Below are 20100 nucleotides of genomic sequence, written 5' to 3' on the forward strand. Positions count from 1 at the left end.
CGGCAAACCGAGGAATATCGCTCGAGTCACTGGTGTCAATCCATCATGACTGAACTCCTGCCGCTCGACCCCGACCAGCTGCTCACCACGACCCGAGCCGTACGCAAGCGCCTCGACCTCGATCGCGACGTGCCCCTCGACGTCGTCCGGGAGGCGATCGAGATCGCCGTCCAGGCGCCCTCGGGCAGCAACAACCAGCGTTGGCACTGGCTCGTCATCACCGACCCTGCGCTCAAGCAGCAGGTCGGCGACCTCTACGCACGCGCGCACACCGAGGCGTACGCCGGGCGGGAGGAGCCCACCGATCCGACCGCGGCGAGGGTGAACGCCAGCTCGCTCCACCTGCGTGAGGTGATGGCGACGGTGCCGGTGCAGGTCATCGCCGCGATCGAGACGGACGGACCCGAGCTGCCGGCGAGCAACCAGGCCGGCCTGTGGGGCTCGCTGCTCCCGGCCGCGTGGAGCCTGGCGCTGGCGCTGCGGGCCCGCGGGCTCGGCACGACATGGACGACGCTGCATCTGAAGTACGAGCGGGAGGCGGCGGCCGCCCTGGGCCTGCCCGAGAACGTGCACCAGGGCGTGCTGCTCCCGGTCGCCTACACCGTGGGGACCGACTTCAAGCCGGGGCCGCGGCGCGACCTCGACCGGATCATCCACGTCAACGGATGGTGATGCCCAGGATCAGGCCTGGTCGGCCGGCTCCAGCGCGATCGAGATCGAGTTGATGCAGAACCGGTCGCCGGTCGGGGTGCCGTAGCCGTCGGGGAAGACGTGGCCGAGGTGGGAGCCGCAGTTGGCGCAGCGGACCTCCACCCGGTCCATCCCGTGCGTCTTGTCCTCGATGTACTCGATCGTGTCGCTGATCGGCTGGTAGAACGACGGCCAGCCGCAGCCGGAGTGGAACTTGGTGTCGGACTCGAACAGCTTGGCCTTGCAGGCCTTGCACGAGTAGACGCCCTTGGTCTCGGTGTCGGTGTATTCACCCGTGAACGCCCGCTCGGTGCCTGCCTGGCGCAGCACCGCGTACTCCTCGGGCGACAGCTCTGCGCGCCACTCCTCGTCGGACTTCTCCACGTTGTAACCCATGGCTCAAATGGTACGTCTGGGGTGGGAGCACAACTCCATTGCCAAAGTCGAGTCATCTACTATACTTAAACCCACGACGCTTCTGGAGGAGGCCACCTTGACCGCACTTGCCATGCAGCCCCTGCTGGACGCCATCCGCACCTACGCCGACGACGACCTGCTCGCGCGGGTGCAGGTGCCCGAGACCGGGCGCGAGTTCCACCTGCTCCACCGCGACGACGAGGTCGAGGTCTGGCTGATCGCGTGGTCGCCGGGCGCCAGCACCGGCTTCCACGACCACGGCACCGCGACCACCGCCTTCACCGTGCTCACCGGCAGCCTGGTCGAGCACAACTGGCTCGGTGGCCTGCAGATCGCCGACGTCGGCCCCGGCGACGCCCGGGCGCATGACGCCGGCCATGTCCATGACGTACGCAACGTCGGCTCGCGCCCGGCGATCAGCCTGCACGCGTACGCACCGAGGTTGGACGCGATGCACCACTACCACTTTCGCGGCGACCGGATCAGCCTGATCGGCGCCGAGCCCGGACGCCCCTGACCCTCAGAAGCCGGTGATGCAGTAGGGCAGCGGGCCGCCGTCGGCCATCGCCGCCCAAGTCTCGATCGCCTCGGGTGAGCCGGTGATCCGGCCGGCGGCCGCCAGGGTGCGTACGTCGACGCCGCCGAGATAGAGGGCGCCAAGGGTGTCCGCGGCGAGCTCCACGGTCGGGGCTGCGTCGGTCGGGGTGACCTCCGCGACGCCGTCCCTCACCGCGACCCGCCAGGCACCGGCAGCGTGTCCGAGCGTGTCGTCGACGCCGAGGACGACCTCGCCGGTGGCGTACCAGGGTCGTGCCTGAAGGGCGGCCGGCACATCGAGCACACGCATCCACAGCATGTCGTCGAGCTCGGCGCTCTTGACCGCGAACGGCTCGGCGAGCGCCCAGTAGAGCGGGTCGTGCACCGGTGCCCGGTGCCAGCTGACCCGCTCGACGAGGTCGATGTCGGCGAGGAAACGCCACAGCCGCCGGTAGGCCGCCGGGGTCAGCGCGACCAGGTCGACGACCCGCGCCATCCGCAGACCAGCGTCGTTGCGCTCGTCGGCGGTCTTGTAGATCGCGTAGCCGTCGGGCGTGCCGGAAGCATCCAGGTGCAGCACGGCGCGCTGCTTCGACTCGCCCTTCGAGTCGCCACCGAAGTCGTAGGCGCTGGAGAGCCAGGGCTCGTAGAACTGGGGCCGGGTGACCGATCCGCGGGTGCGCTCCTGGAAGGTGCCGTAGATCTCGGCGACCGTCTTCCAAGCGTCGGCCGGCTCGACCAGGGTCACCGAACCGTCGTCCTCAGGGATCTCGGGGCGGTAGCGGAACTTCGCGGTCACATCGACCTCGACCTGGCGCAGATGCGTGGCCGTGCCGAACCCGAAGCGGCCGTAGATCGACCCCTCGGAGACGGTCAGCGCGGCCAGCGGCACGCCGGCGGCGACCGCGTCGGCCAGCGAGACCGTCATGAGCTTGCGCAGCAGGCCCTGGCGCCGGTGGGTCGGGGAGACGGTCACGTCGCTGATCAGCAGCGTCGGCAGGGTGACGCCGCCGCCCACGTTGACCGGCGAGGTCCAGGACGAGAACGTCGCGACCGGGATCGTGGCCGAGGAGAACTCCGAGTTCTCCGTCCACGCCCCCAACAGCGTCACCGAGTCGGAGCGGGTGTGGTCGCGCCAGACCTCGATGCCGTCGTCGTTGCCTCGGGACTGGTGGAAGCCACGACGCGTGCCTTCGTACCACCCCTTCAACAGGGCCTCGTCCCCGTCGAAGGGGTCGAGGCTGCGGAAGACGAGGCCGGGGTGCTCGAGCGCGCTCATGTTCAGAACGTACGCCGCCGAGCACCCCGATCTCGACTGGTTATTCCTCCGCCGGGCCGGTGGCCGGCACCGGCCCAGCGATTGGCGCAGCCACCTGCCTCCGGCGTCGGGACAGGAGCCAGACGGGCGCGAGGAGGAGCAGGATGACCGGCGTCCAGGGGATGATGGCGCCGAGAGCGACCGCGAGGACGCGGGCCGAATCCCCTAGGGCATCCCAGCCGGCGCTCAGCCCGGCCAGGAAGCCGGGGTCGTCCTCGGAGGAGCCGCCGGGGCCGGCACGGTCGATGTTGACCGTGATGGTCGACAGTGAGGTCTGGTCCTCGAGAGCCGCCTGCTGGGCGAGCAGCGAGTTGAGGTCGGCCTCGCGCCGGGCGAGCTCGGACTCGATCGCGATGACATCACCGATCGCCTCCGCGCGGGAGAGGAGCGTACGGATCCGCTCGATGCTCGTCCGGGCGTTCTTCACCCGCACCTCGGTGTCGACGACCTCGGTGGTGACGTCGGTGGTCGTGGTGTTGGAGTCGACCAGGGTGGCGGTGTCCTCGAGGTCGGCCATCGCATCGTCGAACGACTTCGACGGGATCCGGAGGACCATCCGGGCGTGGCTGGGTCCGTCGTCGTCGCTGTCGCTGGTCTCCTGCTCGGTGACCTGGCCGGCGTACCTGTCGGAGATCTGCTGCACCTGCGTACGGGTCTTTCCGACGTCCTTCGCGTCGAGCGAGACCGAGCCGGTGGAGATGATCGACGCCTTCGTTACGGCCTGCTTCGGGGCGGCCGCGTCTGCGTCCTCCGCGGCCATCTCCGGGCCTGCCGCCTTCCCGGCCGATTGGTCGGCGAGCGACTCGACCGAGCCGGAGTCGGCGGAGGATCCGCTCGATCCGTCCGACCCGCCGCACGCGCCGAGAGCGAAGATGCTGACAATCACAAGGGCCGCACCCGAGATAGGCCTGACCTTTGCTGTTTTCATGCCCCTAGTACGCCGGGGGGCATGAAAACGGTGCAGGAGACGGCTAGTTCCTTCGGGCCATATCCTTCGGGCCATCTCCGGATCAGCTCGTCGCCGCAGCCGCCACGAGATCGAGAGTCTGGGCCACGATGTCTGCCCGCATGTCGGCCAGCGGTTCGCCGCTGGCGTCCCCGTCGAGGACCGGTACGTGGATGTGACCCTGCTTGGTGTCGGCCTGGAGCGCGTCGCGGAGGGCGGTGGTGCGGTAGGCCGACTCGTTGGACAGGTAGTCACCGCCGCCACCGGCGACCGCCGTGGAGCCCGGCGTCGGGTCCTCCCGGGTGACCGGCGCGGTCGATCCGGCCGGGATCTCGGTGATGATCCGGTTGACGTTCACCGGGAAGGTGCCGGGCACGGCCGCCTTCATCGCCTCGACCGGCAGCGTGGTCCGGGTCCACCGCGGCTGCGGGTCGGCATGAGGTACGTCCTCGGGAATCGGGATCGTCTCGTTGACGCTGACGCGGTCGTTGTCGGGGAAGGTGCCGCGATGGGCGCCGTTCCAGACCTCCAGGTCGAAACGGCCCGCGCGGCCCTGGCTGATGGTGATGGCGGTGTCCACGTCGCGCTTGCCGGGGACCAGGTGTGGCAGGAACGCGCGCTCGACGATGCCCTGCGCGAACGGCGCCCACAGCACCGGGAACACCACGGTCTGGATCTCGACGGGACCCTTCGCCGTCTGGACGACGCGCCCGTCCATCGCCAGCGCCGTCGCTCCGGACGGGTTCGACTGGCGGATGTTGCGATCGAGGGTGAACGGGTCGAAGCCGGAGGCCAGCACCTGCCGTGACCGGCCGGACTCGCCGCGGGCGAAGGCGGTCGACTCGATCCCGCGCGAGCTCCGGTCGAAGGCCGCCAGCACCTTCGCCCGGGCGTCCTCGGACCAGGTCCGGTACGCAGGCGCGACCCGCGCGATCTCCAGCTCGCCCGCGAGCCGGGCCCAGTAGAGCGGCCGGTCGTCGCTGCGCGGCAGGTCGCCACCGGCGTCGCCGCGGCCCTGCACGCGGTCGACCGCGCGCCGCCACAGCGCCTGGCCGGCGAGCCGTGCCGCAGCGGTGGCGGCCCTGCTGCTGCCGGCGTCGCAGACGGCCGTCCTCACCGCGCCGGCGACGTCGTCGAACCCGGAGCGGGCCAGGATGTCGGTCACCGCCGGGTCGGTGAGCCGGGTGTGCTCCACCCGGGTGTCGGGCGAGGCGACGGTCCCGCAGGCCGGGTCGGCGCTCGCGGTCGAGGGAGCGCCGGTGAGGCCGAGGGTGATGGCGGCGGCCAGGGCCGCCGTGGCGGCGGTCAGTGCCGTGGTTCGAGTCGACATGTGGGGGTCCTCCGAGATCGTGGCGGTCGCCTACGTTGGAGCGGATCATGCCGGTCTCGAGACGTACTGGCCAGTGAGTTGCGGATGTCGTCCGGGCGATTTCGCTGGGGGAGGGGCTTGGCGCGGGCTAGGTTGGCGCCATGGCGAAGACACCGGCGGCACACGTGCAGGCAGGCGAGCGCGAGGTGCGGATCTCCAGCCCCGACCGGGTGATCTACGAGGCGACCGACCGCACCCCCGAGGTCACCAAGCTGATGGTCGCGGAGTTCTTCGCGACCGTCGGCGACCCGCTGATGCGGGCGCTGCGGGATCGCCCGACTGCTCTCGAGCGCTGGCCCGACGGCTGGCGCGAGGGCATGAAGCTGGCCACCGGCCCCACCGACAAAGAGGGTGACGGCTTCTACCAGAAGCGCACGCCCAAGGGTGCCCCCGACTACCTCGAGGAGGTCGAGATCACCTTCCCGAGCGGGCGTAAGGCGCGAGAGATCTGCCCCACCGAGCCGGCGATCCCGGTCTGGTGCGCCCAGATGGGCGCGCTCACCTTCCACCCCTGGCCCGTCCGCCGCGCTGATGTCGATCACCCCGACGAGCTGCGCATCGACCTCGACCCGCAGCCGGGCACCGACTTCGCCGACGTGTTGCGGGTCGCCGGCGTCGCCCGGGAGACCCTCGAGGAGCTCGGCCTGCGCGGTTTCGCGAAGACCAGCGGCAACCGCGGCGTACACATCTACGTACGCATCCGGCCTGAGTGGACCTTCGAGGAACTGCGTCACGCCGCGATCGGGTTCGGCCGCGAGCTGGAGCGTCGCGACGGGGGAGTGACCACCGCGTGGTGGAAGGAGGAGCGCGGGGAGCGCATCTTCGTCGACTTCAACCAGAACAACCGAGACCGAACCATCGCGAGCGCCTACTCGCTGCGTCCCAAGCCCGGCGCCCCGGTCTCCACGCCGCTCACCTGGGACGAGCTGGCCGACCTGAAGGACCCGCGCGAGCTCAACCTCTTCACCGTCCCCGACCTCCTCGCCGACGGCGACCGCTGGGCGCAGATCGACGACGAGGCGTACGACCTCACGCCCCTGCTCGAGCTGTGGGAGAAGCTGCCCGGAGGCGAGCTCAACTTCCCGCCCGACTACCCGAAGATGCCGGGGGAGCCGCCGCGGGTGCAGCCGAGCAAGAAGGTCGCGTCCCACTGGGACGAGGAAGGCAACCGCATCGAGTGATCGGCCTCCCGCCGGCTCGCTGACAGGCTCATCACAGGTTCGGCACAGCCCGAAGACATGAACGACCGGTGAACTCCCGGAGTCGCATGAGTGACTCTCCCGGGAGGAAGAACTGAATGGGTTGGTTGAGTCGACGCCGAGGCGTCAACCACGATGAGATGGAAGCCGAGGATGCTCCGACGCAGCCCACCGGCTATGCGGAGACCGCGAGCCGGTTGCACGCCTTCAACCGCTACGAGATCAAGTATCTGATCGACGAGCTGAAGGTCGCCCGGCTGCGCGAGGAGCTCGAGGCCCGGATGGAGGCCGACCCGTACTCGCCGCTGGGCGGCTATCCGGTGACGTCGGTCTACTACGACACCCCGGATCTGCGGTTCTACTGGGAGAAGATCGAGGGGCTCCGGTTCCGCCGCAAGCTCCGGATGCGGCTCTACGGCAAGCCGGCGAGCTGCGCCGAGGACACCCCGGTCCACGTCGAGATCAAGCAGCGCGTGAACCGGGTGACCCAGAAGCGCCGCCTCTCGCTTCCGTACCAGCAGGCGCGGCGCTGGCTCGATGAGCGCGAGGAGCTCGATCTCGACGTCAGCGGCACCTCGCGAGGCTTCGTCAACGAGGTGACCTCGCTGGTCGGCAATCTCGAACTGCGTCCCATCGTCACCACCGGCTACCAGCGTGAGGCGTTCATCGGGCGCGAGGCCGACCTCGGCCTGCGCGTCACCATCGACCACCGCGTGCACGGCCGCGACCGCGACTTCCACTTCGCCTCGAGCGCGGAGAACCGGTTCCTGATCCCGCCGAAGCTGGCGATCGTCGAGCTCAAGGCCAACGAGCGGGTGCCCTACTGGGCGACCGACCTGACCGCGCGGCTCGACATGTCGGTGGTCCGGATCTCGAAGTACTGCCAGTCCGTCGAGGCCTTCTCGCTCGCCCCGAGCTCACGCTACGGCGCGGCCGAGAACGTCCTCGCCCCGTCCACCGACCTCATCACCTCTCGCTGATCCTCTCAGCGATCACTGCACAGGAAGCTCTCATGAATCTCGATTTCCAAGATCTCAGCTCCACGTTCACCGTCTTCGACATCGTGGCGTCGCTGACGCTGTCGTTCGTGCTGTCGGCGATCATCGGCTACGTCTACCGGGCCACCCACAAGAACGTCTCCTACAGCCAGTCGTACGTCCAGACGCTGGTGCTCGCGGGCATGGTCGTCTCGCTCATCATGCTCGTCGTCGGCTCCAACATCGCCCGAGCGTTCGCGCTGGTGGGTGCGCTGTCGGTGATCCGGTTCCGCAACGCCGTGAAGGAGACCCGCGACGTCGGCTTCATCTTCTTGGTGATGGCGATCGGGATGACGACCGGCACCCGGTTCTACCTGCTCGCGATCGCGGCCACGGTGATGATCTGCCTCGTGCTCGTCCTGATGAACAAGTTCAACTGGTTCAAGCTCGACGTACAGCGTCAGGTGGTCAAGGTCCAGGTGCCGCCGGAGCCGGAGTACACCTCGGTCGTCGAGGACCTGATGATCCAGCACTGCTCCGACTTCGAGCTGGTCTCGACCGAGTCCATACGCTCCGGGGCACTGATCGAGCTCTACTACACCGCGCAGCTGAAGAAGGGCAGCAGCTCGCGTGAGCTGCTGCAGGCACTCTCCGCGGTCAACAGCGGCCAGCGCGTCACCGTGCTGACGGGCTACGACCAGACCGACCTGTGATGGCCGACCCCGACGACGTCGCGCCGCAGCCGGTGCCGCGCAAGCGCCTCCGGCACCGGCTGCCGCGGTCCTGGCGCCAGCACTGGAAGCTCGTAGCCCTCCTGGGCGTCTTCTCCCTCGCGCTGCTGGTCACGCTCAAAGACGTGGGCATCAAGCCCTACATCACCGGCGAGGTCGAGATCGCCGCCGCCGACATCACCGAGGACCTCGCCGGCACCGTCGACCTGTTCGACCCCTCGGTCGACCACGAGGTCTCCATCGACATCACCGACGTCGAGTACGACGACATGGTCGAGAGCTACCAGAAGGACGGCGAGAAGAAGTGGGTCACCGCCACGGTGACCATCGACGGGACCGTCATCAACGACGTCGCGGTGCGGCTCAAGGGAAACTCGACCTTGATGGGCCTGCGCGGCACCGGTGGCGAGGGTGGTCCCGGCCGGGGCGGCATGCAGCCCCCAGAGGGCATGGAGCTCCCCGAAGGGATGGAGATCCCCGAGGGCATGGAGCCTCCTGAGGGCATGGAGATGCCCGAAGGCGGGATGACGGGCGGACCGGGCGGTGGCGGGATGGGCGCGATGTCCCAGGCCTCCGCCGACGACCCGACCTCGCTCCCGCTGCTGCTCAGCTTCAACGAGAACGTCGAGGGCCGTGCCTACCAGGGCATGACCGAGATCTCCGTACGCCCCGGCAGCCCGGTCATCAATGAGGCGATGGCCCTCTCGCTGACCAAGGCGGCCGACCTGCCGACTCAGGACTACGGGTATGCCGTCTACTCGGTCAACGGCAGCGACACGACGACCCGTCTGCTGCTCGCCCACCCGGACGAGAACATGGCGAACAACCTGTTCGACTCGCCCGGCTACCTCTACAAGGCCGACGCCTCCTCTCAGCTGGCCTACGTCGACGAAGACCAGTCGTCCTACAGCGACCAGTTCAAGCAGATCAACGCCAGTGACGACGGCACGCTGCAGCCGATCATCGACTTCCTCGAGTGGATGGACGAGGCCGACGACGAGGAGTTCGCCGCCGACCTCGACGAGTGGGTCGACGTGGACTCGCTGGCGAGCTATCTGGCGATGCAGAACCTGATCGTCAACGGCGACGACATGAGCGGTCCGGGCCAGAACTACTACCTCTGGTACGACCTGGAGTCCGAGAAGCTCTCGGTGATCTCCTGGGACCTCAACCTCGCCATGCAGGGTGACGCCACGCTCGGTCCCGACGACGAGACCGGCATGGGCGCTGGCATGGGTGGCGGCATGTTCGGGGGCGGGAATCGTGCGGCCGAGGACCAGGGCGGTGCGCAGGTAGGCGTGGCCCCGGAACGTACGCAGCAGGCCGGTGGCATCCGCGGTGGGAACGCGCTCAAGGAACGGTTCCTGGCGTCCGAGGACCTGAAGGGCGTCTACACCGAGGCGTACTGGGAGCTGTTCGACAAGGTGTACGCCGACGGTACGGCCGCCGACACCCTCGACGGGCTCGCCGAGTCGGTGCCGACCAGCGACTTGCTGAGCGCCGAGGACCTGAAGACAGCGATCGACACGATGTCGGACTGGGTGAACCAGCGCACCAGCGCCTTGAAGAAGGCGCGGAAGGAGTGAGCGGATAGCAGAAGTGCCCGCTCAGCGCGGATCCCCCGATCGCACGAGCAGGCACTTCCTCGTCGCTGGATCCCCCCGGAACAGCGAACCCCAAGATACTAGGGGAATGCGAGCCACAACTGCCACGTGAGGCCGGTAACAGAGCGGTAACCTTTGATGTGTTGCCTGTCACGTCTGCGGCTTTCAGCGGTCATGGGGACGAAACACCTCACATTCCGCTGATTCCTTCGCCCTCGCCGGCCTGCTCGTCGAAGTTCTCGTGCTCGATCAGGTGCAGCACAGGCACGTGGAGATGGCGTCGGGCCTGGTGGGTCCAGTCGACGTGGAAGAACTCGGCGACCACGTGCGATCGGGTCATGATGATCGCCTCCCGGCCGTCGACGGCCGCGACCTTGGCGCGGAGCGCCTTGACCGGGTCCTGGACGAGCTCGCCGTGGGCGGAGGCGCCGGAGGTCTTCAGGACCTTCAGGGTCTGCTCGAGCGCCTTCTCGGCCTCGTCCTTGGCCTCCTCGCGCACCGCGTCGAGGTCGATCTCGTTCATCATCATCGCCGAGCCGAGGTATTCGGCCGCGCTGAGCGTGCCCATCGCCGACTCGATCCGTGCGGCGGCGTCCTCCAGGGGCAGCAGCACGTGGTAGACCGGGTCCTCGACTCCCTCGTGGAGGGAGTGGACCCGGGTCGCGTCGTCGAGGGTGATTGCCTGCTCGACAAGGAGAACGACGTCGTAGCTCATGGCTCCGACCCTAGCCGGATTTAGACGCACCTCCGAGCACTTCGGACAGCTCGTACGCCACGGGTTCCTCGAGCTGCTCGTAGCCGCACGACTCCGGGTCGCGGTCGGGGCGCCAGCGCTTGAACTGGGCGGTGTGCCGGAACCGGCGTCCCTCCATGTGGTCGTAGCCGACCTCGAGCACACGCTCCGGGCGCAGCGGGGTGAAGGACAGGTCCTTCCCCTGCGACCAGCGGCTCTGGGTGCCCGGGACACGGTCGGGATTGGCGGTCAGCCACTCGCTCCAGCGTCCCCACGGGTGGTCCTCGATCGGGACGACCAGCTCCTGCAACTCCTGCCACAGCTCGGCGCGTCGCGCGGCGGTGAAGGACGCCGAGACCCCGATGTGCTGCAGCTCCGGCCGACCGTCCTCCCCGGGGGCGTACAGGCCCAGCAGCAGGCTCCCGAGCAGCGGGTTCTCCGGCGTGGAGGTCTTGTGCTCGCGGTAGCCGGCCACGACCACGTCAGCCGTACGCGAGTGCTTGATCTTCAGCATGGTCCGCTTGTCGGGGACGTACGGGGCGTCCAGCGGCTTCGCCATCACCCCGTCCAGCCCGGCGCCCTCGAACCGGGTGAACCAGTCCTGGGCGACCTCGGGGTCGGTCGTCGTCGTGCACAGATGGACGTTGTCCGAGGCCACCGCCGCGAAGACGTCCTCCAGTGCCGCCCGTCGCTCCGTCAGCGGTTCGTCGAGGAACGACTTCTCGCCCAGCGCGAGCAGATCGAAGGCCGCGTACGCAGCAGGCGTCTCCTCCGCCAACAGGCTGATCCGCGACGCCGCCGGGTGGATCCGCTGCTGCAGCACCTCGAACTCCAGCCGGTCGCCGATCGCCACGAAGATCTCCCCGTCGAGCACGATCTTCTCCGGCAGCGCCTTCCGCAGCGCCTCGGCCACCTCGGGGAAGTAGCGCGTCAGTGGCTTGGTGTTCCGCGACGCCAGCTCCACCTCGTCCCCGTCCTTGAACACGATGCACCGGAACCCGTCCCACTTCGGCTCGAACGCATAGCCGCCGTCGGTCGGTACGCCCTTCGCGGGCTTCGCGAGCATCGGCAGGATCGGCGGCATCACAGGAAGGTCCACGTCGCTCAGCCTAAGGGCGCCGCGCGAGTTTCGGATGAGACACAAGATGTTGCCGACCCCGCCGACGGAAGCGGGTCGGTCAGGTCGTCACGGCGGCGTAGCGCTGCAGGAACAGCGCCTCGGTCAGTGCCATGGACGAGATCTCGCGAGGATCCACGCTCTCGTTCGGCGCATGGATCAACGCCTGCGGCTCCTCCACGCCCATCAGGATGATCTCGGCGTCGGGGTAGGTGTCGGTGAACACGTTGCACAACGGGATCGAGCCGCCCTGGCCGAGGCTCGCCATCGGCTTCTCGTAGGCCTCGAGCATCGCCTTGCCCATTGCCTGGTAGGCCGGTCCGTCGATGGTGGCCCGGAACGGCGAGCCGGTGGCTTCCACCTCCATGGTGACGTGGACACCCCAGGGCGCGGTCAGGCGGAGGTGCGCTTCGAGCGCCTTCTGTGCCACGTCCGGCGCGAGCCCGGGTGGGATGCGGAGGTTCAGCCGGGCTGCGGCCTTCGGCACGATCGCCGCCGCCGAGCCGACCACGGGTGGGCAGTCGATGCCGAGCACCGTGACCGCCGGTCGGGCCCACAACATGTCCGACACCGAGCCGTTACCGAGCAGCTGCACCCCGTCAAGCAGTCCGGCGTCGCTGCGGAACTGCTCGGGCGGGTACGGCTGGCCCTCCCAGCGTCGGGTGTTGTCGAGCCCCTCGACGGTGGTGTTGCCGGCTGCGTCCCGCAGGCTGGCCAGCATCGCGATCAGGGCGGCGAGGGCGTCCGGAGCCGCACCGCCGAACATGCCGGAGTGCACCTCCGAGGCCAGCGCCTCGACAGTTACGACCACGTTGACCATGCCGCGCAGGCTGACGGTTGCCGCCGGCTGGCCGACGGCCGCGTTTCCGGTGTCGCAGACCAGGATCGTGTCGGCGCGGAGCAGATCCGCGTTGTCGACCACGAACGCCTCCAGCCCCCCGGTGCCCTGCTCCTCGGACCCTTCCACCACCAGCTTGAGGTTCACCGGTACGTCCTGTCCCAAGGCCCGGAGCGCCAGGAGGTGCATGAGGATGTTGCCCTTGCAGTCCGCCGTCCCGCGGCCGTACCAGCGCCCGTCCTTCTCGACCAGCTCGAACGGCGGTGTCTGCCAGGCGGCGTCGTCGAGCGGTGGTTGCACGTCGTAATGGGCGTACAGCAGCACCGTGGGCGCATCGGGTCGTGTGCACTGTCGAGAGCCCACGACGGCGTTGCTGCCGTCCGCGGTCTCCGCCAGCCGGGCATCGTCGAATCCGAGAGCTGCGAAGTGGTCGAGCACCCACTGCGCGGCACGGTGGCACTCCTCGGGCGGGAACTGGCGCGGGTCGGCGACCGACTTGATGGCGACCAGCTCGGCCAGCTCCTCCCGCGCCTGGGGCATGAGCTCGGTGATGCGGCTCCTCAGATCCATGTCCTACTCACCCGCCACGTCATCGGTCTCGAGGCCGTCGACGAACTCGTTGAAGTCGTCCAGCTCGTCGGGGCAGTAGATCTCGATGATCAGCTTCTGGCCCTGGAAGACCCGGCTGTCGGCGACCACCGGACGCGCCCCGGGGCCGGTCGCCCCGTTCGAGAGCTGCGACAGCAGGATGGCGCGACTCAGCGCGTCGTTCGGGTTCTCGCAGGTCGCTCCGCCGTCCTCTCCCAGGACCCGCACGATCTGGTCCCTGTCCGGGGTACGAGCGCCTGCGTCCTCGAGGGCCGCGATCAGCTCGTCGGCCTTCTCCTCGGCGTTGCGGGTCTCCCGGGCCGAGTTGAAGGCGATCAGCCCGGCGACGACGAGGACGCCGAGGACGACCAAGGCGGTGATGTAGATCCAGCTGCGTTCGCGCTTGCTCTCTGTCTCCGTCGGGGTGCTCATGACGGGGTCACCTCCTGCGGGTCAGGCTGCTTCCACGACGGCTTGCGGAACCGGTAGAACAGGAACGGCACGAGGAGTCCGAGTCCGAGTGCGCCGCCGCCGACGATGGCGAAGTAGAGACCGGAGTTTCCGGCCGAGAACTGCGATGGCGGGATGAAGCCGACGAGCAGGGCGGCGAGGGAGGCCGCGAAGCCGATGCCGCACATCCCGACCAGCATCGGTGCGCGATACCCGCGCGGGTGGTCTGGGTGTTTGCGGCGTAGCTGGATCGCGGCCACGAACATCAGCAGGTACATGATCAGGTAGACCTGGGTGGTGATGACGGAGAAGACCCAGTACGCGCTGGACACGTCCGGGATCAGTGCGTAGGCCAGGCCGATCACGGTGGTGATCAGACCCTGGACGACCAGGATGTTCTGCTGGACGCCGTTCTTGTTGAGCTTCTGCAGGAAGGGCGGGAGGTAACCCTCCTGGCGGGAGATCAGCAGCAGGCCCTTCGAGGGCCCAGCCAGCCAGGTCAGCATGCCGCCGAGGGAGGCGGTGACCAGCATGATGCCCACGACCGGGGTCAGCCACTGCCAGCCGAAGTTCGCGAAGACCGCGTCGAAGGCCTGCATCACGCCGGCAGTGAGGGACAGCTCCTCAGCAGGCACGATCCAGCTGATCGCCAGGGCGGGGAGGATGAAGATCGCAAGGACCAGGCCCATGGCCAGGAACATCGACTTCGGGAACTCCTTGCCCGGGTTCTTCAGCGAGGACACGTGAACCGCGTTCATCTCCATGCCCGAGTAGGAGAGGAAGTTGTTGACGATGAGCACGAGGCTCGAGAGCCCGGCCCACACCGGGAAGATGTTCTCGGAAGTCATCGGTGCTGCGGACTCGTTGCCCTGCCCGAGGAAGACGATGCCGAGAAGGATCAGCACGACGCCGGGGATCAGAGTTCCGATGATCAGGCCGCCGCTGGCGAGACCCGCGACTCCCTTGGTGCCACGTGAGGAGATCCAGACACCGGACCAGTACACGACGATGATCACGCACGCGGTCCACACCCCACTGCTGGCCAGCTCCGGATTGAACACGTACGCGAGGGTGCTCGCCACGAACCCCAGCAGACTCGGGTAGTAGAAGATCGTCATGGCGAACTGGCACCACACCGCCAGGAAGCCCATCGGCTTGGAGATCCCCTCCGAGACCCACTTGTAGATGCCGCCTTCCCACCCCGATGCGAGCTCCGCGGAGACCAGTGAGGTCGGCAGCAGGAAGACGATGGCCGGGAGCAGGTACAAGAACACGCAGGCCAGGCCGTAGACCGCCATCGTCGGCGCCGCCCGCAGGCTGGCGACCGAGCTCGTGGTCATCATCGCCAGCGCCACCCACGAGATCCAGGCGGTAGGCGGAATCTTGGCTCGCGTCGCCAGGTCCGCTGCTGCGTCCCCTGCGCTCATGGTGACCACCGCAGCGGGGCGGGGATCCTGCATGATCTGGACATCCTCATCACTCCTTGCGAAAAGCGACGGCAGCTGATGGCTCAGATTAGGAACGACACTCGCGCGGCTGGATCATCCTCAACGGATGATTCGTGCCTGAGCCTCTGCGGTTATCGTCCGTACCAGGAGGACACGATGACCACGACGCAGTCACCAGTGCCGATCACGTACGAGGACTACGCGGCCCGGATGAGCCGTGCGGTGGCCGACGCGGCTGACGCGGGGCTGGACGGGCTCCTCGTGACGCCCGGTCCTGACCTGGTATGGCTCACCGGCTACCAGCCCACGGCCATCACCGAGAGGTTGACGGTGCTCGTCCTCGCACCCGGCCAGCAGCCGACGCTGCTGGTGCCGACCCTGGAGCGGCCGGACGCCGAGAGTGCCATGGGCGCACCGGGCCTCTCGATCGTCGACTGGGTGGACGGTGAGGATCCGTTCGCGCGCGCCAGCACCTTGATCCCCGCCCACGCGACGATGGGAATCGCCGACTCCGCCTGGGCGATGCACCTGCTCGGACTGCAGGACGCGCTGCCCGAGTCCTCCTACCGGTCGCTGACGCAGGCCCTCCCCATGCTGCGAGCGGTGAAGGATGCCAAAGAGCTCGCCCGGCTCGCAGCTGCCGGAGCCGCCGCGGACGCAACCTACGAGGAGATCCTCGGAGTCCGGTTCGCCGGCCGGAAGGAGACGGACGTGGCCGCCGACCTGGCCCGCCTGCTTCGGGAGTTCGGGCACGAGCAGGTCGACTTCACGGTGGTCGGCTCGGGCCCCAACGGCGCCAACCCTCACCACGAGGCCGGCGACCGCACCATCGAGGTCGGCGATGCGATCGTCCTCGACTTCGGCGGGCTGATGCACGGCTACGGCTCGGACACCAGCCGCACGGTCTGTGTGGGCGAACCGTCCGCTCTGGTCCGCGAGGTCCACGAGGTCGTCCGCGCGGCGCAGCAGGCAGGAGTCGAAGCGGTACGCCCAGGTGTTGCCTGCCAGGAGATCGACCGGGCCGCTCGCGAGGTGATCACGGACGCGGGGTACGGCGAGCGGTTCATCCACCGCACCGGGCACGGCATCGGCACCACGACGCACGAACCGCCGTACATGATCGAGGGCGAGGAGCAGCCGTTGGTGCCCGGGATGTGCTTCTCCGTCGAGCCCGGGATCTACCTCCCCGGGGAGTTCGGAGTCAGGATCGAGGACATCGTCACGGTCACCGAGGAGGGCGGCAGACGTCTGAACAACACCGAGCGCGACCTGAAGGTCGTCAGCTGAGGCCCGGTGTCACTGGGACACCAGCACTACTCGGTGGGCAGGAGCGCGGTGGACAGCATCACCCGCTGCTTGCCGGCCGCCTCGCCGGCGTACGGGGCGATGAGCTCGTTGAATCCTTGCTGGATCCGCGCGAGGTCCTCCTCGTCGACGTACAGCGCGCCCGTGCCGAACCCGAGGTGGCTGCGGGTCACCTCGCCGAGCGCGAGTGAACCCTCGAACGTACGAAGCAGCTCGCCGATGAAGGCAAGGAAGCCGGCTCGGATCTGCTCGTCTGAGAGTGTCGCCAGCTCGGCCTGCTCGACGTGAGCCATCCGCTCACCCAGCGTGTAGGTGCGCTCGACAGTGCCTCGTACCCGCCGCTCCGACGCTACGGCGAGGAAGCCGGCTTCGACGAGTGTGGCGATGTGTCGGTACAGCGTTGCCTGGGGGACATCTGTCAGCAGCTCCCGGAGCTGGGCGGTGGTCAGGTCGCGACCACCCACCGCCTGCAGGATCCGAAGTCGTACGGGGTGCGCTACGACCTCGGAGATATTGCCTTGCGACGGCATGTGACCTCCATTATTATCATTCTTAGAATGTTCCTGATCTGGTTATATTCTAGGAGATGAGATGACCATCCTCAATGTCCAGGACCGCGTGCTGACGCTCACCTTTCCTGGTTGGGAGCGGCTGGTGGCGGGCCGCGCGAGCTACTCCATCGCCATCAGCGCCATCGACTCGGTGGAGGTGCTGCCGGGCTGGAGCTCTGAGATCTTGGGCTGGCGTTCTGGCCTGGTGATATCCGGGTTTCGCAAGCTGGGCACCTTTCGGCATCCCGATGGCACCCGCAGGCTGGTCTCGATGACGCGTGGGCTGCCCCTGCTGCGGATCCGGTTGCGCGACCGGGAGGTCGGTGCTGGCTTCGACGAGCTGCTGGTCGGCGCTCCGGAGGCTGTCGAGCTGGCGGCGGAGCTCGACGCTCTGGTTCGGCCATGAGTGCTGCTGTGGCGGCGGGTGAGGCGGCGGAGGGGAGTGGGGTGCTCTCCGGCCCGACCTTGCGGGCCGAGGGGCTGGCCAAGTCCTTCGGGTCGGTGTCGGCGCTGACCCGGGTCGATCTGGTCGCCCGGCCTGGGCGGGTGACCGGCTTCATCGGGCCGAACGGCGCGGGCAAGAGCACGACCTTGCGCATCCTCACCGGACTTGCCCGTGCGGATCAGGGGACGGCGACGATCGATGAGGTGCCCTACACCGCGTTGAGCTGTCCGTCCCGAGTGCTGGGCGTCGTCGGCGACCTGGCCGGCGCCCATCCGGGGATGACCGCCCGCGGGCACCTGCAGACTCAGGCCGCCCTGATCGGTGTGCCCGGCGATCGGGTCGAGCAAGTGCTCGAGGAGACCGGCCTGCGCTCCGTGTCGCGTCGCCGAGTCCGCGGGTTCTCGACCGGGATGCGCCAGCGGCTGGCGTTGGCGACGGCCCTGTTGGGGCGGCCATCCGGGCTGATCCTCGACGAGCCGACCAACGGGCTGGACCCCTCGGGCATCGTCTGGCTGCGCCGTCTGCTGCGAGCCTTCGCCGATGCCGGCGGGACGGTGCTGGTGTCCAGTCATGTGCTGACCGAGCTGCAGCAGGTCATCGACGACCTGGTGCTCGTCGAGGGTGGTCGCACGCTCTGGTCCGGTTCCCTGAGCGACTTCACCGGTGAACACGCCTCACTCGAGGAGGCCTACCTGAGCATGATCGAGGAGGAGATGGCATGCGACAGCTGAAGGACGCGATCCGAGGTGAGGTCGTGCGGCTGACCAGGACCCGGCTGCCCCTGTGGACGCTGGTGGCCGCGGTGGCGTGCGGTGGCCTGCTCACCGGTCTCGTCGCATTGACCGGGCCGGAGAACGCCACTCCGCCGATGCCTGGGTTGGACACTGTCGCGGGCGTGTCCGGAGTCTTGAGCCTCCTCGGCGTCGCCCTCTTCGTGCCTGCCCTGATCGGCACTGTGGCGATCACCGGCGAATACCGGCATCGGACCGTAGCCACCACCTTCCTCGCGGTGCCGAAGCGCGGTCGGGTGCTGGTGGCCAAGCTGATCGCCTACGGGGGTCTTGGCCTGGCGTACGGGGTGGTCCTGACGCTCTCCGCGGTAGCCGGGATCTATGCAGGGACCTCCGCGCACGGGATCGAGCCGGGGCTCGGGCTCGAGGCCATTCTCGGTACCACGGCGAGGTACGGCGTGGCCGCAGCCATCTACATACTGCTGGGCGTCGGCATCGGAGCCGTCGCGCGGCACCAGCTGCTCGCGATCGGGATCACGCTGGGTTACTTCTACTTCATGGAGAACCTGATGATGATTCTCCCCGGAGCCAACATCGTCTATCCCTTCCTTCCGGGTGGAGCCACCGCGGCGCTCACCGGGTCGACCGCGCTGCTGGAGATGATCGCGGCCGAGGCGGGCGTGAGTGGCCCCGTCGTCCAGGCGCCGCTGGTAGGCGCGCTCGTGCTCCTCGGCTACGCCCTGGCCTCCTCGGCCCTGGCCGCTGCCGTATCCCTGCGCCGCGACGTCGTCTGAGCCTGATCGACGGAGGGACGCTCGCCGTCAGGGGCTCAGGCGTGGGCGCCCTGGACTTCCTTGGCGGCCGCCTTGATGTCCTCTGCCTCGACCTGCTCGAGGGTGGACTCGACGATGGTCTCCGCCCGTTCGAGGGCCTTGCGGATCTTGATCTCGCCGGGGTCGGAAACCAGGGCGAGCAGGCCGGAGTGTCCTGGTGTGATCGCATTCTCGAGCTTCTGCTCGAGCTCGTGGTTGTGGTGGCGCTGCCGCAGCTTTCCGACGAAGGCTCCGGCCCCGCCGGCCACTGCGGCGCTGCCGAGGATCGACGGCGGGAAGATCACGCCGAGCGCGATGCCGCCGACGACGCCCCACTTGAGTCCTGACTTCGTGCTGTGGTCGGTTGCCTTCTGGATCTCCAGCTTGCCCTCGGCCGAGCGCCTGACCACGATGACGCCCTCGATCTCGACGCTGCGGCCGTTCTCGGCCGACTTGAGCGCCTCGTACGCATCCCATGCCATGTCCGTGTCACTGAAGTCCGCGATGATGAGGGTGTAGGCGCCGTCGGACACGGAGGCCGCGCTCACCTCGACGTCTGGGGTGTTGGTCTCGTCTGTCATGACATCCGCTCCTTGGTGGTTGAGATTCCACTCTCGAACGGTCATGGCTCGGCGGCATCACCCGTAGCGGGTGGGGTGGGCGTGCCGCTCGGAGGATCCGATGATCACTGGCTCTGACGCGACCGGCGCCAGAACCCCCACGCCCACGTGAGAAGCAGGGCGCCCAGGATCGAACCGATCAACCCGGTCGGGTGGAGATCGAGGCCGTTGCCGGTCGCGAGGCTGAGCCCCAGGCCACCGACGAAGGAGCCCAGGACGCCCGTCACCGCCGCGGTGGTCCAATCGATCTCCTTCATCGAACGACCGAGAACGAGTTGTGCCACGCCGCCTGCCACGATGCCGAACAGGATGATCGCGATGATGAGCATATTGGCAACTTACCGCATCCAAACGCTCTCTATCCGGCGTTGAACGACACTGCTCGACGGGTCAGGCGCTGCTGACTGACAACTGCTGGTCGAGCCGCCTTGCTTCGCTGGTCGAGCCGCCTTGCTCGCTGGTCGAGCCGCCGGAGCCGCTAGGCGGAGGCGTGTCGAGACCAACACGGTCCTCTTCTCGGGGAAACCTCGCATATGGACTGTTTCTTCGTTTCAGGGTTCGCCGCCGACCCTTGCTTTGATTGTTTCTCGATCGCGCGCCGCGTCAAGGACGCCCTTCGGGCGCCGCTTCGCGGTGGCCTTCGGCCATCCTTGACTCGACACCCGATCGAGAAA

The 20100-nt window shown here is 68.2% G+C and carries 22 protein-coding genes; 10 read left to right on the forward strand and 12 right to left on the reverse strand.

Translation table 11 applies throughout. The annotated features are described in order from the left end of the window. The first annotated feature begins 45 nt into the window (after positions 1–45). Entirely contained in the window at positions 46–672 is a 627-nt protein-coding gene (locus tag OH802_RS09505; RefSeq protein WP_406027265.1) for a nitroreductase family protein, read from the forward strand. 9 nt (positions 673–681) lie between these two features. On the opposite strand, the gene msrB is transcribed toward OH802_RS09505, so the two are convergent. Beyond that, positions 682–1086 carry a peptide-methionine (R)-S-oxide reductase MsrB gene (gene msrB, locus OH802_RS09510; RefSeq protein WP_406027267.1) on the reverse strand — a complete coding sequence of 135 codons (405 nt, stop codon included), beginning with the start codon at positions 1084–1086 and terminating at the stop codon, positions 682–684. 97 nt (positions 1087–1183) lie between these two features. Between msrB and OH802_RS09515 the strand changes: the two genes are divergently transcribed. Continuing rightward, on the forward strand, positions 1184–1624 hold the full coding sequence (locus tag OH802_RS09515) for a cysteine dioxygenase (protein WP_406027270.1): 441 nt from the start codon (positions 1184–1186) through the stop codon (positions 1622–1624). A 3-nt stretch (positions 1625–1627) separates the two neighbouring features. On the opposite strand, the gene OH802_RS09520 is transcribed toward OH802_RS09515, so the two are convergent. From OH802_RS09520 to OH802_RS09530, 3 genes are all read right to left on the reverse strand, one after another. Further along, positions 1628–2923 carry a GNAT family N-acetyltransferase gene (locus OH802_RS09520; RefSeq protein ID WP_406027272.1) on the reverse strand — a complete coding sequence of 432 codons (1296 nt, stop codon included), beginning with the start codon at positions 2921–2923 and terminating at the stop codon, positions 1628–1630. A gap of 40 nt (positions 2924–2963) precedes the next feature. Next, positions 2964–3848: a DUF4349 domain-containing protein gene (locus OH802_RS09525; RefSeq protein WP_406027274.1), complete on the reverse strand. Its 885-nt coding sequence runs from the start codon at positions 3846–3848 to the stop codon at positions 2964–2966. 124 nt (positions 3849–3972) lie between these two features. Continuing rightward, a complete protein-coding gene (locus OH802_RS09530; RefSeq protein WP_406027276.1) occupies positions 3973–5238 on the reverse strand; it encodes a hypothetical protein in 1266 nt (421 codons plus the stop codon). Positions 5239–5378: 140 nt separating this feature from the next. On the opposite strand from OH802_RS09530, the gene OH802_RS09535 reads away from it, so the two are divergent. From OH802_RS09535 to OH802_RS09550, 4 genes are all read left to right on the forward strand, one after another. Next, positions 5379–6458 (forward strand): DNA polymerase domain-containing protein, encoded by a 1080-nt coding sequence (locus tag OH802_RS09535; protein ID WP_406027278.1) that lies wholly within the window; start codon positions 5379–5381, stop codon positions 6456–6458. A 116-nt stretch (positions 6459–6574) separates the two neighbouring features. Beyond that, on the forward strand, positions 6575–7456 hold the full coding sequence (locus OH802_RS09540) for a polyphosphate polymerase domain-containing protein (protein ID WP_406027280.1): 882 nt from the start codon (positions 6575–6577) through the stop codon (positions 7454–7456). 32 nt (positions 7457–7488) lie between these two features. Further along, positions 7489–8166 (forward strand): DUF4956 domain-containing protein, encoded by a 678-nt coding sequence (locus OH802_RS09545; protein WP_406027282.1) that lies wholly within the window; start codon positions 7489–7491, stop codon positions 8164–8166. Continuing rightward, a complete protein-coding gene (locus OH802_RS09550) occupies positions 8166–9770 on the forward strand; it encodes a CotH kinase family protein (RefSeq protein WP_406027284.1) in 1605 nt (534 codons plus the stop codon). The genes OH802_RS09545 and OH802_RS09550 overlap by 1 nt, the downstream gene beginning before the upstream one ends. Positions 9771–9978: 208 nt before the next feature. Here OH802_RS09550 and OH802_RS09555 read toward each other — a convergent pair whose 3' ends face one another. From OH802_RS09555 to OH802_RS09575, 5 genes are all read right to left on the reverse strand, one after another. Beyond that, positions 9979–10503, reverse strand: a complete 525-nt coding sequence (locus OH802_RS09555; RefSeq protein ID WP_406027286.1) for a hypothetical protein — start codon at positions 10501–10503, stop codon at positions 9979–9981. A gap of 10 nt (positions 10504–10513) precedes the next feature. Continuing rightward, positions 10514–11620 carry an ATP-dependent DNA ligase gene (locus OH802_RS09560; RefSeq protein WP_406027288.1) on the reverse strand — a complete coding sequence of 369 codons (1107 nt, stop codon included), beginning with the start codon at positions 11618–11620 and terminating at the stop codon, positions 10514–10516. Between the two features lie 79 nt (positions 11621–11699). Continuing rightward, a complete protein-coding gene (locus OH802_RS09565) occupies positions 11700–13046 on the reverse strand; it encodes a dipeptidase (RefSeq protein WP_406027290.1) in 1347 nt (448 codons plus the stop codon). Between the two features lie 3 nt (positions 13047–13049). Continuing rightward, positions 13050–13496, reverse strand: a complete 447-nt coding sequence (locus tag OH802_RS09570) for a hypothetical protein (RefSeq protein ID WP_406027292.1) — start codon at positions 13494–13496, stop codon at positions 13050–13052. Then, a complete protein-coding gene (locus OH802_RS09575; protein ID WP_406027294.1) occupies positions 13493–14974 on the reverse strand; it encodes an APC family permease in 1482 nt (493 codons plus the stop codon). Before OH802_RS09575 ends, OH802_RS09570 begins: the two co-directional genes overlap by 4 nt. A 144-nt stretch (positions 14975–15118) precedes the next feature. Here OH802_RS09575 and OH802_RS09580 point away from each other — a divergent pair, with 144 nt between their 5' ends. Next, positions 15119–16249, forward strand: a complete 1131-nt coding sequence (locus tag OH802_RS09580; protein ID WP_406027297.1) for an aminopeptidase P family protein — start codon at positions 15119–15121, stop codon at positions 16247–16249. A gap of 26 nt (positions 16250–16275) precedes the next feature. Here the strand turns inward: OH802_RS09580 and OH802_RS09585 are convergent, their stop codons facing one another. Beyond that, positions 16276–16797: a helix-turn-helix domain-containing protein gene (locus tag OH802_RS09585; RefSeq protein ID WP_406027299.1), complete on the reverse strand. Its 522-nt coding sequence runs from the start codon at positions 16795–16797 to the stop codon at positions 16276–16278. A gap of 61 nt (positions 16798–16858) precedes the next feature. Here OH802_RS09585 and OH802_RS09590 point away from each other — a divergent pair, with 61 nt between their 5' ends. Genes OH802_RS09590 through OH802_RS09600 form a run of 3 tightly spaced genes read left to right on the forward strand, consistent with a single transcriptional unit; the run spans position 16859 to position 18788 of the window. Beyond that, the gene (locus OH802_RS09590; RefSeq protein ID WP_406027301.1) at positions 16859–17224 is read left to right on the forward strand and encodes a hypothetical protein; all 366 of its coding nucleotides are present in this window, start codon (positions 16859–16861) and stop codon (positions 17222–17224) included. After that, entirely contained in the window at positions 17221–17994 is a 774-nt protein-coding gene (locus OH802_RS09595; RefSeq protein ID WP_406027303.1) for an ABC transporter ATP-binding protein, read from the forward strand. The genes OH802_RS09590 and OH802_RS09595 overlap by 4 nt, the downstream gene beginning before the upstream one ends. Next, positions 17982–18788: an ABC transporter permease gene (locus OH802_RS09600; RefSeq protein WP_406027305.1), complete on the forward strand. Its 807-nt coding sequence runs from the start codon at positions 17982–17984 to the stop codon at positions 18786–18788. Before OH802_RS09595 ends, OH802_RS09600 begins: the two co-directional genes overlap by 13 nt. A 35-nt stretch (positions 18789–18823) precedes the next feature. On the opposite strand, the gene OH802_RS09605 is transcribed toward OH802_RS09600, so the two are convergent. Together OH802_RS09605 and OH802_RS09610 are read right to left on the reverse strand one after the other, a co-directional pair. Continuing rightward, positions 18824–19387, reverse strand: a complete 564-nt coding sequence (locus OH802_RS09605) for a DUF1269 domain-containing protein (protein WP_406027308.1) — start codon at positions 19385–19387, stop codon at positions 18824–18826. 104 nt (positions 19388–19491) lie between these two features. Continuing rightward, positions 19492–19755 (reverse strand): GlsB/YeaQ/YmgE family stress response membrane protein, encoded by a 264-nt coding sequence (locus OH802_RS09610; RefSeq protein WP_406027310.1) that lies wholly within the window; start codon positions 19753–19755, stop codon positions 19492–19494. Between the last annotated feature and the right edge of the window lie 345 nt (positions 19756–20100).

The sequence above is a fragment of the Nocardioides sp. NBC_00850 genome (genome assembly GCF_045207335.1).
Taxonomy (GTDB): Bacteria; Actinomycetota; Actinomycetes; order Propionibacteriales; family Nocardioidaceae; genus Nocardioides.